The sequence below is a fragment of the Buttiauxella cochleicola genome (assembly GCF_021283185.1).
GTDB classification, from domain to species: domain Bacteria; phylum Pseudomonadota; class Gammaproteobacteria; order Enterobacterales; family Enterobacteriaceae; genus Buttiauxella; species Buttiauxella massiliensis.
Genome location: NZ_JAJSOS010000011.1, coordinates 143,305 through 157,916, shown reverse-complemented (window position 1 = coordinate 157,916; position 14,612 = coordinate 143,305). Strand labels below are relative to the sequence as shown.

The window sequence follows — 14,612 nt, the reverse complement described above, 5'->3', positions numbered from 1 at the left end:
ATGCCCGTTCTGTTGGATGCCATCCCCGAAAAGGCAACCAGGATAGTCCGGCCCAGTACGCGGCGATGGCTGCTGTTCCTCGCATTTGTCATGCTGGGAGGCATTGCCCTCACACTCTGGGGATGGACGACAGAGCGCACAGGTTTTGTTTTCTGGTTTACGGCTCTGGGTCTGCCGTTCTGCACCTGGGGCCTCATTTTTGGTTTGCGTCGGTTTGCCTATAAAGCCGAACAGGTGGGGGCTGAGTCCGGAAACGTTGAGCGTGAAACACTCATTGAACGTGAAATTCAGCGCGGTCAGCGTTGTGCCTGGATTCTTGGCACCCTTGTTCAGACGCCTTCCGGAAATAAAGTCGGTGACCTGTTGACCGCAATGACCCGCTCTGCACCGGCTGTCGACTTTTCGCAACCCAGGGGATGCACTAAACCAGTTCGTTATGCTGCACTGACAGCATTCCAGGCCAGTTTGTCTGAAGAGCTGAAATCTACCGTATCCAAACTGACCTCACGCATTGAAAGCATTGTAGAGCCTCTACCGGGTGGGCTTCCTTGCTGGCTGGTGCTCGATGGAGACAGCGATGTTTTACCGCTGATAGAAGATCAGATTAGGGCTGAACTATTACAGAAAACAGGCCGCGTTTTCCGCCTGATGTCGGGTAAAGGGCTGGCCGCACTGGATGCCTGGCTGGATAAGCGCTGGGATAACCCGGGCATTCTGGTTGCGATGACGCTGTCGCTACCTGCTAACCCCACTGAACGAGACGCTGATGCTATCGCGATGCTGGTCCTCAGCAACCGTAAAGCACTCTCTTACCTGGATGCACTGCGGCTTCATCGCCCGGAACGGGGCACAGAGAGCACGCTGACTAAAACGCTCACACGGGCCCTGTTATGGGCCAACGTGCAGCCTGAAAAGCTTCAGGGCAGCTGGTTTTCTGGCCCCGCACTGACACAGGGCAGTGGCTGGAATAATGCCTGCGAAGAAAACGCGGTCAAATTCAGCCTGTCAGAAGATAATTTCAGTATCGACCCGGTGCTGGGGTATACCGGCCATGCCGCACCGTGGCTTGCCATCGCGCTTGCCGACTCAGCCTTTGCGCAGCGTGGCGTACAGGTGATTGCCGCACAACCCTCCGCTGACAAAGATGACATCTGGGTCACCGTTATCACTAAAGAAGAAGTTCGCAAGGGAACGCCTAAGAATGTCTAAGGTCAAGGTCAAAACACTCATCGGCTCCGCCGTCACTGTCGTCTTTTTTCTGACAGCCATCGTTGCATTTCTGTTTTTCGCGTTCCCGGAGAAGGTGGCTTCATCCATCGGGTTCGGGCCGTATGATGGACAGCGAATTCTTTCAGTATGTGCTGTCATCGTCGCTACGCTGTTTCTCCTGGGATGGCTGGTTGAAAAGGCATTCGATTATGCGGGTAAATCTGGCTTATACCTTCACTGGGGGCAAAACAAGAATCAGGTTGTCCCCCCGGCTAAACAAGCGATTGCCGGTGAAGAAGACGACGATGAACCTGTTTTCAATGAAGAGCTTATAGCTGAACACCTTCAGTTGCGATACGGACGCCGCTGGCAGCGTAAGGTCCGTATCCTGCTGGTCATGGGCAATCAGGACGAGGTCCAGAAGGTGGCTCCGGGTCTGTGTCATGACCTCTGGCAGGAGGGCGACGGCAATGTGCTGATTTATTGCGGAGACGCACAGTCTCTTCCGGATGACGTTTTCCTGTCAAAATTAAAACGCCTGCGTTCCGGCAATCCCGTCGATGGCATCGTGCAGGTGATGAATACCGCCGCTTTGCCGACTGACGTTGAGCGTGACGCTTTTTTACGTTGCCGTCAGAAAGCCGATCACCTGCTGGGCTGGCAGGCTCCGGTCTGGCTATGGCTGACGGACAAAGAATCAGGCAATCAGGAAGGGCGAGAGTCCGTGGCAACCGGCGCGATATTCGGTCCGGGTGCCACGCCGCAGGACGCGGTTTCCACTCTGGATACGCTGGTTCCACGTTTGCGGCAGGTCGGGATGTCACAGCTTCTGAAGAACCCGCAACATGACTGGTTCCTGCAACTCTCTTCCCGTTTACAGAGCGATCTGAAAACCAGCATGAAGGTGTTACTGGACGGACTGATGCAGGGCTCCGCCGCGTATCGCCTGCGAGGTACCCTGTTCAGCCCGGAACTGGCTGTCGCCGGTACAGTGCCAAACACCCGAATCGACTCACCGACCTGGACTGCCGTCATTGATGACTGTGCCGCCGTGCGCTCCAGAAAGCTCTCCTTTGACTGGCTTAAGGGTCTGCGTTTATTACTTCTGAGCCTGATTGTCCTGTGGGGTGCCGGTACATTGCTGTCTCTTACCGTCAACCGTGCGCAGATTTACCAGGCACAGAGCACCGCGCGTCTTGCCGCCGATACAACACTGCCGCTGACTGAACGACTGCGTAACCAGCTCATGCTTCAGCAGGCTATTGCCCGTCTGCAAAATCGTGAAGCGACCGGTGCGCCGTGGTACACCCGCTTCGGTCTCAATCAGGACCATGACACGCTGGCGGCACTCTGGCCGTTATATGCCCGTAACAACGCGCTGTTAATGCGTGATGCCACCGCCGATCATCTGAAGCAGCAACTGAACGCTTTTGTGCAGCTCCCCCCGGCCAGTGATGCCCGTACACAGGGCACACAACGCGCCTACGATGTGTTGAAAAGTTATCTGATGATGTCCCGACCGGATAAAGCGGAAGCCGGGTGGCTGGCGAAAAATGTGCTGGCGGTCTGGCCGAAGCGCCAGGGCGTGGCTGACGGCACCTGGCAGGCGCTGGCTCCGAAACTGCTGGGCTTTTACGCCCAAAATCTCCCGGCGCACCCGGAGTGGAAAATTAAGCCTGACGCTGAACTTATCAGCACTGTGCGCCAGATTTTACTCAAGCAGATAGGTCAGCGTAACGCAGAATCAGGGCTGTATCAGGACATGCTCAAACGTATTGCCAGCAACTGGCCTGATTTAACGCTGGCTGATATGACCGGTGATACCGATGCCTCGACGGTGTTCAGTACCGACGAAGTGGTGCCGGGGATGTTCACCCGCCAGGCCTGGGAAGAGCAGGTTCAGGATGCAATTGACGAGGTGGTCAAAACCCGCCGCGATGAAATTGACTGGGTACTGACGGATAAAACCCACCAGCCGGGAAGTGATATTGCCCCGGAAGCGCTGAAAGCCCGACTGACCGAACGCTACTTTACCGATTTCGGGAATGCCTGGCTCAACATGGTCAACAGCATTCAGTGGCAGGAAGCAGGTTCCCTTTCAGAAGCCATTGCCCAGTTAAACCTCATTGGCGATGTTCGCCAGTCACCTCTGGTGGCGCTAATGAACACGCTCGCCTGGCAGGGCAAAACAGGGCAGCAAGGCGAGGCGCTGGCGGATTCGATTGTGGACTCCGCGAAGAAACTGATCGGCAAAAAGAAGAATGCAAAACAGTTTATTGAGCAGGCTCAGGGGCCAAAAGGCCCACTTGAGGGTGTCTTTGGTCCACTGATGGGACTGATGGAAGGAAAAGAGGGAACCGGCAATAACGGCAATCTGAGCTTCCAGTCATGGCTGGCCCGTGTCACTCAGGTTCGCCTGAAGCTTCAGCAGGTCACCAGTGCGCCCGACCCGCAGGCGATGTCCCAGATGCTGGCCCAGACCGTGTTTCAGGGTAAAGCCATCGATCTGACCGATACGCGTGATTACGGCAGTCTGGTGGCAGCAAGCCTGGGGCAGGAGTGGAGCGGTTTCGGTCAGTCGCTGTTTGTCCAGCCACTGGATCTGGCCTGGCGGCAGGTACTGGCACCGGCTGCGGGGAGCCTGAATACCCGCTGGCAGACCACGATTGTGGATCAATGGAACAAAGCGTTTGCTGGTCGCTATCCATTCAAAGCAACAGGAAGCGATGCCTCACTGCCGCTGCTGGCACAGTTCCTGCGAAGTGACTCCGGTCGTATTACCACATTCCTGAAAACCAACCTTGGTGGCATCCTCCACCAGGAGGGCAATCGCTGGGTGGTCGATGCCGCTGCAAGCCAGGGGATGGAAGTGAACCCTGATTTCCTCCGGGCGATTAACCAGCTGGCCGAACTGTCAGACATTGTATTTGCCCAGGGCGATGCGAGTGTTCACTTTGAACTGATGGCCCGTCCGTCACGGGATGTGGCCCGTATACAGCTCTCGCTCGATGAGCAAAAACTGGATTTCTTCAACCAGATGGAAAGCTGGCAAAGCTTTACCTGGCCGGGGAACACCTGGTACCCGGGCGTAAGCCTCAGCTGGCGGAGTGTGAACAGTGGTATGCAGCTCTATACCAACAACCAGGGCAACTGGGGGTTCATTCGATTACTGGAAAGGGCGCAGGTCATCCCCCTTGATGGAAGCCGCACTCAACTGGTGTGGATAAGTCAGGATGGCAACCCACTGAAGTTTGTCATGCGCAGCGAGCTTGGCGACGGTCCGCTGGCATTGCTGAAGCTTCAGGGGTTCAAGCTGCCGGTGTCCATTTTTAATGTTGACCCCGTCGCTGAGGGGTCAGAGTAGCGATGGGCGGGAATATTCATCCTGCACTGGCTTTTGCCCGACAGGTGGAGGGCTGGTCACCGGGCATATTCAGCAAGGTGGACAAGTGGCGGGAAACAGACCCACTTGCCCCCTGGCGGTTTATGCGATTTCGCGAGTGCAAAGCCTGGCTTGCGGACTGGCTGAAACACAACCCGACGCCTCAGGAGGGGTTTCTTTGCCCTGTGCTCATGCAGCGTTTCCCTCCGCACATCGTTTACATGACGCTGGCGGCATGGCGAACCGGCAAAACCTTGCTCCATTGCGATGAATCCCTTTTCCGAGTGCTCATTGAAACAAAACAGTCTGATTCGCTTTCCGGAGAATTACTCCGTCGTTTACCTTTCTGGGGTTTCTGGCTCGACTTTCCTGCTGACACGGTCTTTTCCGAGGGGCAGGGTGCTCTGATGGGCGCATTTTTCACCCTCGCGGATCACGACAACGGGACAGATGCTCTTCTTGCTCTGACGCTGGCACAACATCCGGAAAAATCACAAAACCTGCCGCTCGGCATGGAATATCTTCCGCTGACCGATCCTGTCTCCACGGGGATCGGCCAGCAGGTGGAAGGGGTCCGCAGTTTCTGGCAGGCCGTATTGCCGGTGCTGTTCTGGCTATGTTCAGAAAACAGTGAGTGGGGCACACAAGGTAAACCTGTTCGTCCCCCACCAAGGCGAGTAGGAAAACATCAGCGATTCATTCCACCAAAGAAACCGGTGCAAATCTACGCCGGGGTTCGTGCAGGGGCTGCACTCCGTCAGCCATCTCGACCGGAACGTGACAGTTCGCTTAAGGAGCCTGGCACTCAATCTCATCGCCGCCTGCGCCCCCACGTCAGAAAAGCCCACTGGCAAACCTACTGGAAGGGGAAACCTACACAGGGGGAAGAGAAAAGCATGTTACTGAAATGGAAAGCGCCACAGATAGTGAACGGCCAGAACGACGAACTTGACGCCGTCGTGAGATTTATCAAAGAGAATAACAAACGGGAAAAAGAATGAGTTCACCGGAAGCCCTGTTATCCGCATGCACGACCCATCAGCAAGATCAGCAAAACCTCATTGCCCGGGCATCCGATGCTCTCCCTCTCTGGGATAACTGGTTGTTGCCACTCAGTCCTGAGCAGGAAACCGGAGACGACCCGGCGTATGACGACAATTTCCAACTGATGCGCGAAGAGATCAATAAGCTCTCCGGCACAGACCCGGAGCAACTCTGTGCATTAGCGGAAAAGTGTCTTTGCGAAAGTGCCAAAGATATTCGTGTGGTGACCTGGTACATCCAGGCCCGACTGAGCCGCGACGGAGAGAAAGGGCTGGCGGAAGGTTTGCTGCTGATGGTGGCGATGTTGTCACGCTACGGCAAGCTTTGCCATCCTCAGCGCCCTGTTGCCCGGAAAGCGGCTCTTGAATGGCTCAGCAGCACAAAAGTGCTAGATACGCTCTCGCTCTGGCCGGAAGTAGATCGGGACGATGCCGCGCTCATTGCTGGGGCGATAAGTCTGTTGGCAAATGCCGTTGCTGACTGGCCTGAGAATGAAAGACCGTCTTTTGCCGGACTCTGCACGGCGCTTGAGAATCGTCTGGCGCGTTCCGGTGGAATGGACGCATTAATTCCCCAGAACAGCAGCGCCCCTGAACCCGGGTACGAATCTGCCCATTCTCAGTCCCCCCAGCTTACGACCGTCAAGTCCGGTCGCGATTTACTGGATCAGGCAAAGTTACTTTCCCGCTGGCTGGGTGAACAACCACAGGGCTGGCTGGCTTCGCACCGGCTGATGAAAACGGTGCGCTGGGATACGGTCGATCAGATCCCTCCGCTGGACAGCAGTGGACGTTCCCGACTGGTCCCGCCGAAACCGGAGTACCGGGCACAGTTGAAACGGTTGTACCTGCAAAAAAACTGGACTGAGCTGGTGGAGCAGGCCAGTCAGATGTACTGCGAAGGGGTCAACCATTTCTGGCTCGACCTTCAGTGGTATCTCTGGCAGGGGCTCAGCCATGCGGGTCAACCTTGGGAAAGCTGGTCTGATTCCGTGCTGCTGGATCTGCGCCTGTTCCTGAAGCGAATGCCGGGGCTGGAAGGACTGGCCTGGAATGATGGTACTCCGTTTGCTGATGAGGTGACCACAGGCTGGATAGCCGAAAAGGTGAATGAAGAAGTGCGGATGTTCGGTGATGAACCGGCAACGGTGGCAAATGGGCAGGGAGACGATGTGCTGTTACTTGAGTCCGAAGCGATGGAGAAAGGAGACAGTGAAGGCCCCGAGTCAGCAATGACCTGGCTTCAGTCCCGACCGGGGCTCGATTCCCCCCGACAGCGCTGGCTGGTACGTCTGCTGATGGCCCGTGTCGCTGAACAGTTCGGACGTAACGAAATGGCGCTGCATTTGCTGGGCGAACTGACCACCAGCGCCCCACAACTGACGCTGGGTGACTGGGAGCCGGGCCTGTTATTTGAGGTACAGGCACGACGCCTCAAACTCCTGCGCATGAAAGCCGGTCGCAGTGAAAGTGATAAAGCCCGGCTGATGCCTGAGATGGATACATTACTTGCGGGTCTGATTGCTATCGATCCTGCCCGTGCCATGGTGCTCTGTGGCTAACTTTTTGTCTTACCCGTCATACCTGAAGTTGCCTCTGTGTTGGCTGCTTTCGCTTACCCGAATCACTTACTTCAGTAAGCTCATCGGGATGCACTCTCTTGCCGCCTTGATGCAACTCCAGTTATTTAGGGTATATAACTTTCAGGATACCCGTGCATGGATGACTTAACCCTGCGCTATTTTGAGGCCGAAATGCGCTACCTGCGTGAGGCCGGTAAAGAATTTGCCCGGGCGCACCCGGACCGGGCGGCAATGCTCAATCTGGATAAACCCGGCGCACGTGATCCTTACGTAGAACGCCTGTTTGAAGGCTTTGCCTTCCTGATGGGGCGTCTGCGTGAAAAGCTCGATGACGACCTGCCGGAGCTGACCGAAGGGCTGGTGAGTCTGTTATGGCCGCACTACATGCGGACCATTCCATCCCTGGCTATCGTTGAGTTTTCACCGGACTGGCAAAGTCTGCGCCAGGCGGAAACGCTGGCGGAGGGATTCTCCGTTCTGTCCCGCCCGGTGGGGCCACACAAAACCGCCTGCCAGTACCGGACCACGCGGGATGTGCCTTTACAACCCCTGCACATTGCAGATGTACGCCTTCATACCGAAACCGATGGACGCTCTGCTATTCGTCTGCGCTTTGAATGCCCGGAGAAGGTGGACTGGAGTAAAGGCGGGATCGACAAAGTTGCCATTTTTCTCAATGCCGAAAGCCCGATCAGCTCCGCCCTGCATCTGGCGATGACCCGTCGTGTTCATGCCATGTACGCCCGTCACGCCGGAACCCGCACCGAACGTCATAAGTTTGAGGGCTGGTGCAAGCCGATGGGCTTTGATGATAATGACGGCCTGTGGAAGAAAGCGGATTCCGCCTTCAGTGGTTATCAGCTGCTGCTGGAATACTTCAGCTTCCGTCCAAAGTTTATGTTTGTTGAGCTGCGGGGTCTTGAAACCATCGGGCTGAATGCGCTCAGCACCTGGTTTGAAATCGACATTGTCCTCAGCGAAGCCTGGTCATCCGATCTGCCGTTTGAGACCGAGAACTTCCGCCTGCACTGTGCGCCGGTTATCAATCTCTTCACACTCGAAGCCGACCCGCTGACGCTTAACCCACTGGATAATGAATACCTGCTGCGGCCGCTGCGTCTTCAGGACGGTCACACTGAGATTTACAGCGTTGATAACATCCACGGTGCGGTGAAACTTGGCAAACACCAGTATGTGCCGTTCACCAGCTTCCGGCACCGGGGCGGCATGATGCGACACGATGCGCCAGAACGCTATTTCCATACCCGGGTGAAACGCGGTGCATCGGGCCTTTATGACACCTGGCTTATTCTCGGTGGCCGCTCGTTTGAACTGGATCAGCTGTCTGAGAAGCCCGAATCCCTTTCGATGCGGATCACCGGCACCAACGGTCAGCTCCCGCGTAAGGCACTGGAAAGCACCCTGTTAGACAGGGTCGTCAAAGCAGGCAAAGTCCCGGTCCGGGTGCTGAATGTTTCTGCCCCGACGATGCCATTGTATCCCCCGGCGAATGACCGCTTCCACTGGCGGGTGATGAGTCATTTGGGGTCAAACTTCCTCAGCATGATGGATAACCCTGAAGTGCTGCGGGGGACGCTGGCGTTGTATGACTGGACCGACGATGAGATGAACCGCCGTCGCCTGGAAGCTATTGTCGCGGTGAAGCACACCCTGATCCGGCGCTTTGAAAAGGGCTTTATGCTGCGGGGCGTGGATATCGAAGTCACGCTGAACATGGATAATTTTGCTGGTGAGGGGGATGTGAATCTCTTTGGCGAAATGCTGCATCGCTTCTTCGCGCTTTATGCAGATATTCACCTCTTTAACCAGCTCACGCTGGTGCTGCAACCGACAGGGAAACGACTGCGATGGAAAGAATTCCACAGCCAGCACGTACCGGGCTGACACTTGCCCTCAACAAAGATATCTGGCGAGCTAACTTTTATCGTTTCTGCCAGTTGCTGGAGCAGGAAAATCCGGATTCACCGAAGCTCGGGGCCACCAGCCACCTGGCAAATGATCCGGTGCGTTTTCGCCCCTGGCCGGGGATGGGATTCCCGGTCAGCACGCTGAAGGCGGTTGAGACGGATGAAGATCATCCCGAACGTCCGCCGACCGTGCGCACGACTTTTCTGGGAATGTACGGTGTGGATTCTCCGTTACCCAGTGCTTATCTCGATGATATCGCGCAGCGCCGGGAAGGGCATGAAGCGGTCACCTCGTTTCTGGATATCTTCAGCCACCGTATCACCACCCAGTATTACCGGATCTGGCGCAAGTACGCGTACCCGGCCACGTTTGAAGCCGGGGGCCGTGACGCCACTTCCCAGTGTCTGCTGGGTCTGGTGGGCCTCGGCATTCCGGGTACGGCTGAACATGTGGCAACCCCCGTATCCCGATTCCTGGCGCTACTGGGCACCATGCGCTTACCGACCCGCAATGCCGAAGGTATCCGGGCACTGGTCAGCCTGCTGGCCCCGCATACCCGGGCGACCATCACTGAACCCGATCCGGTCAAAGTGCATATCGATAACCGCAGCGGGTTAGGGGCTGGAAACCGTGTTCAACTTTCACAGCGAGCGACACTGGGCAAAACCGCCAAAGAAGCATGCAGCCGGGTGCTGGTGACACTGGTTACTGACGACCCGGAGGAAGCCGAAGGCTGGTTACCAGGCGGTCATATCCATACTGATTTGCTGGCACTGATGCGCGTGTATCTCGGCTACCGCAGTGATGCGCGGTTACGCCTGACTGTACCGGTGCGCTTGTTACCTGAGCCACGACTGGGGAAAGGCCGACGTATTCAGCTGGGGCGTACCGGTCTGCTCGGACTGAAAGACGGTAAACTCAGCGATAACCGTGAAACCCTGACCGTCAGTCTGGGTTGCTATGCAGGGCTGCAATGCCAGATGCTGGCACCGGCAGAAGACGGCCACTACCGCTTCGATTAAGCACGTCATCCCGCTTCCCCTCTTTTCAATTAAGGAACTTTTGAATGGCAACAGTTACCCGCTTGTGGGCGCTGACGCTTGTCGCCTGCTGCCTGCTTTCAGGCTGCGGCCTGACCCAGATCGTCACGGATGGCACAGTCAGTCTGACGAAATCCATCTTTTATAAAAAAATCAAAACACTGCATCTGGATTTTACGCCCCGTACTGCAATCAATACTGATGGGGCCCAGACGCCACTGGCGACAATGGTGCGTGTGTACCAGCTCAAAGACCGTAAAGGTGTGGATGCCGCAGATTATCAGGCGTTGCTGCGTAACGCCGACACGGTACTCAAAGAGGATGTGCTGGCCTCAAAAGAGCTGCTGGTGATGCCGAAAGGCAGCGTGTCGCTCAATATGCCGATGGATGAAAATGCGCAGTTCGTGGCGGTGGTGGCCCTGTTCAACCGACCGGATATGAAAGACAACCGCTGGCGGCTGGTACTGACCCGTGATGACCTCGACCCGGACAAACCGCGTACCATAGAGCTGGGTGATGGCTGGCTGAGCCTCGTGCCGGTAAAGGAGTAATGTGATGGATAACTGGTTAGCCCTTTTTGACGGGCAGACACGCTATTGTCTGGATATTAACGACAGCACCGTGAAACCCGATGTGCTGAATTTCACCGGGCGGGAAGCGTTAAGCGAGCCGTTTGCCTGGGAGATTGAATTCACCACACCGCAGGGCAACATTGCCCCGGAACAGGTGCTGATGAAATATGCCTCCCTGCGGATGCGCAGTGGCAAAAACGTTCATGGCATCATTACCCGTCTGGAATGGTTGTCCACCACCAGAGACCAGTCGCATTACAAAGTGACGTTAAGCTCCCGCCTGGCGTTGCTCTCCTTCACCCGCCAGTGTGCCGTGTTTCAGAACCAGTCCGTGCCGGAAGTGGTTGAACAGGTCCTGCGCCAGCACGGGCTGGAAGGGCCGGATTTTGAGTTTCGCCTGGAGCGGACCTATCCGGCGCGTGAACTTATCACCCAGTGGCGGGAAACCGACCTGGAATTTGTGCAGCGCATTCTGTCGGAAGTGGGGATTTACTGGCGCACGGAGATGGACAGCACCCGGGAAATGGATGTCTACCTCTTTGCCGACAGCCAGCTCAACTACCAGTTTGATGTGCGCCTGCCGTACAGCGAGCCGTCCGGTCTTTACGATGGTGCGGCGGAGTCAGTGTGGGATGTGCGCACTAAAAACCAGGTGGTGACCGGCACGGTTGCCACGCGTGATTACAACTACCGGACCGCCAGTACCCCACTGGATACGGCAGTGAGTGTGCGGCAGAACGCCAGCATGACAGGCGAACATTACCGCTACGCCGCCCCTTACCGCGAAGCCGGGGATGACACCGACCCGGAGCCGGAAACGGAGAGCGGGGCGTTTTATGCTCGCATTCATCACGAGCGCGAACTGAATAAATCAGCCCGTGTCAGTCTGGACAGTAATGCCTCGGGTCTGACTCCGGGCCAGGTGCTGGAGCCGCAGGGCGCGGTTATCAGCGCCCTGAAAGAGGGCGTGATTATTACCCTTATCACTTACCGTGCAGCCCGTGATACCCGCCTGCATGTGTCGGTCGAAGGGATGCCGTACAGCGAGCGCTACAGCTTCCGCCCGGTTGAAATTCCGCGCCCGGAAATCCACGGCACCCTGCCTGCGCGAATTGAAAGCCGTGAGAAGAACGATATCTATGCCCACCTGGATGAACCGGGCCGCTACCGCGTGAAGCTGGACTTTGACCGGGAAGGGACGGAACAAGGGTACGGCTATCTGTGGTTGCGGATGGCGAAACCGTATTCGGGTGACACTCTCGGCTGGCATACACCGCTTATCGACGGGACAGAAGTGGCGATTGCGTACAGCAATGGCGATATCGACCTGCCGTATATTTCCCATGCGATGCACGACTCTGAACACCCGGACCCTGTTAACCGGGACAATCACACCCGCAACGTCCTCAGAACGCCTGCCAACAACAAACTGCGGATGGAGGACCAGCGCGGCGAGGAGCATATCAAGCTCGCGACGGAATACGGCAAAACCCAGCTGAACACCGGGCATCTGGTGGATGCGCAGGGCAAGCCCCGTGGCACCGGCACGGAGTTACGCACCGACGAACGGGGCACAATCCGCGCCGGTAAAGGGCTGTTTGTCAGTGCGGACGGGCAAAGCAAAGCCCAGGGCGAGGTGCTGGATATGGATGCCGCCCTGAAGGAAATCGACCAGCTGAACCAGCAACTGCAACAGCTTGAAATGGCCGCAGAGCAGGCCCAGGCGCTGAAGGCGGATATCGACAGCCAGATACAGATGTTTGAGCAGCGGCTGAAGCCGCTCAACGAAGCGATACTGTTCTCGGCACCTGAAGGGATAGCGTTCACCAGCGGCGAACACCTGCAACTGACGGCCACAAAAAACCTCGCCATCAATGCCGGGGGCGATATCAGTGCCGGAGTGATGGGCAATATGACCGCCCTTGCAGGGGAGAAACTGGGGCTGTTTGCCCGCACCGGGCAGCTAAGCCTGAAAGCAGGGGAAGGCCCGATAGACATGCAGGCACAGAACGCCAGCATGCGGCTGTTTGCAGAAAAGAAACTGACGTTTACCTCAGAAAGTGACATCTCATTTGCCGGGAAGAAGCGCATCACGCTGATTGGCGGCGGCAGTTATCTGAAGCTGGAGGCGGGGAAGGTGGAGTACGGCACGACAGCGTCGTATATCCGCAAGGTGAAAAGGACGATGTTTGCTGCACCTAATGCGCTACCGCTGAATACAGTCAGCCTGCCGCCTCCGGCAACAATGCGTGAATTTAATCCTGAAACGCTGACGCCATGGGTGACGCCGGTTTATGCCAAATCATGCCTGAAAGAGAAAGGGTGTACTGACGCCGGGACAAACGAAGAGCCTGTCGATAACTTTGGTGAAATGACGATTTTTGCCCAGCCAGTTGAGGACGACTGCTGCGGTTATGGTCATCAACATGAGCATGATGATGAAGTCGTTCAACATGCACAGTCTGCCAAACGGCGAAAACCCGGAAGTGAGAGTTCAGTAGCACCGGCTGAAGCTTCAGCCGCACCGCTTGCTTTAGGAGGGGGAGCGCTGGCTGCCAGAACAACTGCTGGCGTTATGACTCAGGTATGGGGGGAATGGTCTCTTACTGGCGTGTTGGGTGCCGCCCGTGGAATTCCATACGTGGGAGCGATGATGTCCGCGCTATATATCCCTTCAGCGGGGGCAGGAAGCGACAAAGTTCCTGGTCGGGACGAATACTGGTACGAAGAAGAGTTGCGACAAAAAGCGCTAACGGGTGCCAAAGCCACAACCCGGGTACGCTTTTTCTGGCATGCCGATGACCAGGGCAATATGCGTGTTTACGGTGTCCACACAGGTGAAGGTACGCCGTATGAAGGTGTGCGAACGGCCGACATGAAGTGGGTGGAAGCCAACAACCGTTATGAGTTCACACCCGCTCATGGTGTGGATGGCCCACTGATCACCTGGACGCCAGAAAATCCGGAAGGAAGCGACCTTCCATCGCATACTGGCAGCGACATCAAACCAATAGACCAGGCGACAATACTGGTCACACCGATCCCGGATGGTAAAGACGAATACACGACCCCGCCATTCCCGGTGCCGGAAGAACGTGATCTTAACGATTATATTCTGGTATTCCCTGCGGACTCCGGAATTAAGCCGATTTATGTATATCTCAAAACCGCGAGGGATGAGCCAGGTGTTGCAACAGGGAAGGGTGAGACACTATCAGGTTCTGAAAAATGGCTTGAGGCCGCTAGCTCTGGTCTGGGGGCACCAGTACCAGCGCAGGTTGCTGATAAACTCAGAGGAAAATCCTTCCGTAACTTTAACCATTTTAGAGAGGAATTTTGGCTTGCCGTGGCTGAGTGCCCAGAGCTTATGAAAGATTTTAAACCTTCTAACCAAACCCTGATAAGAATGGGGTTAGCACCGTATCCTATTCCTTCAGAACAGGTGGGTGGTAGAATGACTTTTGAACTTCATCACTTAGAAGAAATCCAGCATGGCGGAGAAGTGTTTAATATGGATAACATAAACGTTACTACTCCTCGCTTACATATAGGAATACATAAAAATGCTAATAGATAATGAAAAAACAATAAGCGATTATACTGAGTCAGAGTTTATCGAGCTGCTATCTAATTTTTTTGATAATAAACACGGGTTAAATGCAAAAGATTTTAGAAAGTTTATTGATGACCTACAACTACATGTAGTAAAAACAACCCAGCACCCACTCGGTAATGGCCTGATTTTTAACACTCCAGATGAAATTGAATGCTCACCAATGGGGATATTTGAAGAAATAAAAAAATGGAGAGCATCTAAGGGCTTAGAATTATTCAAGGACTCTAAATAAGCAATC

General features: G+C 55.6%; 9 protein-coding genes. All 9 read left to right on the top strand.

The features are described from left to right. The 9 genes from LVQ76_RS17425 to LVQ76_RS17385 all read left to right on the top strand — a co-directional run bounded on the left by LVQ76_RS17425 (window position 1) and on the right by LVQ76_RS17385 (window position 14,606). A complete protein-coding gene (locus LVQ76_RS17425) occupies window positions 1–1,209 on the top strand; it encodes a KPHS_23130 family T6SS system protein (protein ID WP_232922134.1) in 1,209 nt (402 codons plus the stop codon). Next, entirely contained in the window at window positions 1,202–4,573 is a 3,372-nt protein-coding gene (locus LVQ76_RS17420; RefSeq protein ID WP_232922133.1) for an ImcF-related family protein, read from the top strand. Before LVQ76_RS17425 ends, LVQ76_RS17420 begins: the two co-directional genes overlap by 8 nt. A gap of 2 nt (window positions 4,574–4,575) precedes the next feature. Continuing rightward, a complete protein-coding gene (locus tag LVQ76_RS17415; RefSeq protein ID WP_232922132.1) occupies window positions 4,576–5,592 on the top strand; it encodes an AcrVA2 family anti-CRISPR protein in 1,017 nt (338 codons plus the stop codon). Further along, a complete protein-coding gene (gene tssA, locus LVQ76_RS17410) occupies window positions 5,589–7,196 on the top strand; it encodes a type VI secretion system protein TssA (RefSeq protein ID WP_232922131.1) in 1,608 nt (535 codons plus the stop codon). Before LVQ76_RS17415 ends, tssA begins: the two co-directional genes overlap by 4 nt. 156 nt (window positions 7,197–7,352) lie before the next feature. Next, window positions 7,353–9,122: a type VI secretion system baseplate subunit TssF gene (gene tssF / locus LVQ76_RS17405; protein ID WP_232922130.1), complete on the top strand. Its 1,770-nt coding sequence runs from the start codon at window positions 7,353–7,355 to the stop codon at window positions 9,120–9,122. Then, complete coding sequence (tssG, locus tag LVQ76_RS17400) at window positions 9,086–10,168, top strand: type VI secretion system baseplate subunit TssG (RefSeq protein WP_232922129.1); 1,083 nt, start codon at window positions 9,086–9,088, stop codon at window positions 10,166–10,168. The genes tssF and tssG overlap by 37 nt, the downstream gene beginning before the upstream one ends. Window positions 10,169–10,212: 44 nt before the next feature. Then, window positions 10,213–10,737, top strand: coding sequence for a type VI secretion system lipoprotein TssJ (tssJ, locus tag LVQ76_RS17395; protein ID WP_232922128.1), 525 nt, complete (start codon window positions 10,213–10,215; stop codon window positions 10,735–10,737). 4 nt (window positions 10,738–10,741) lie between these two features. Beyond that, window positions 10,742–14,335 (top strand): type VI secretion system tip protein VgrG, encoded by a 3,594-nt coding sequence (gene vgrG / locus LVQ76_RS17390; protein ID WP_232922127.1) that lies wholly within the window; start codon window positions 10,742–10,744, stop codon window positions 14,333–14,335. Further along, a complete protein-coding gene (locus LVQ76_RS17385) occupies window positions 14,322–14,606 on the top strand; it encodes a bacteriocin immunity protein (protein WP_232922126.1) in 285 nt (94 codons plus the stop codon). Before vgrG ends, LVQ76_RS17385 begins: the two co-directional genes overlap by 14 nt. Window positions 14,607–14,612 lie beyond the last annotated feature (6 nt).

What these genes read in the sequence shown, in the direction of transcription:
- LVQ76_RS17425 (WP_232922134.1), top strand. Translation starts at nt 1, where the DNA reads ATGCCCGTTCTGTTGGATGCCATCCCCGAAAAGGCAACCAGGATAGTC.
- LVQ76_RS17420 (WP_232922133.1), top strand. Translation starts at nt 1,202, where the DNA reads ATGTCTAAGGTCAAGGTCAAAACACTCATCGGCTCCGCCGTCACTGTC.
- LVQ76_RS17415 (WP_232922132.1), top strand. Translation starts at nt 4,576, where the DNA reads ATGGGCGGGAATATTCATCCTGCACTGGCTTTTGCCCGACAGGTGGAG.
- tssA (WP_232922131.1), top strand. Translation starts at nt 5,589, where the DNA reads ATGAGTTCACCGGAAGCCCTGTTATCCGCATGCACGACCCATCAGCAA.
- tssF (WP_232922130.1), top strand. Translation starts at nt 7,353, where the DNA reads ATGGATGACTTAACCCTGCGCTATTTTGAGGCCGAAATGCGCTACCTG.
- tssG (WP_232922129.1), top strand. Translation starts at nt 9,086, where the DNA reads ATGGAAAGAATTCCACAGCCAGCACGTACCGGGCTGACACTTGCCCTC.
- tssJ (WP_232922128.1), top strand. Translation starts at nt 10,213, where the DNA reads ATGGCAACAGTTACCCGCTTGTGGGCGCTGACGCTTGTCGCCTGCTGC.
- vgrG (WP_232922127.1), top strand. Translation starts at nt 10,742, where the DNA reads ATGGATAACTGGTTAGCCCTTTTTGACGGGCAGACACGCTATTGTCTG.
- LVQ76_RS17385 (WP_232922126.1), top strand. Translation starts at nt 14,322, where the DNA reads ATGCTAATAGATAATGAAAAAACAATAAGCGATTATACTGAGTCAGAG.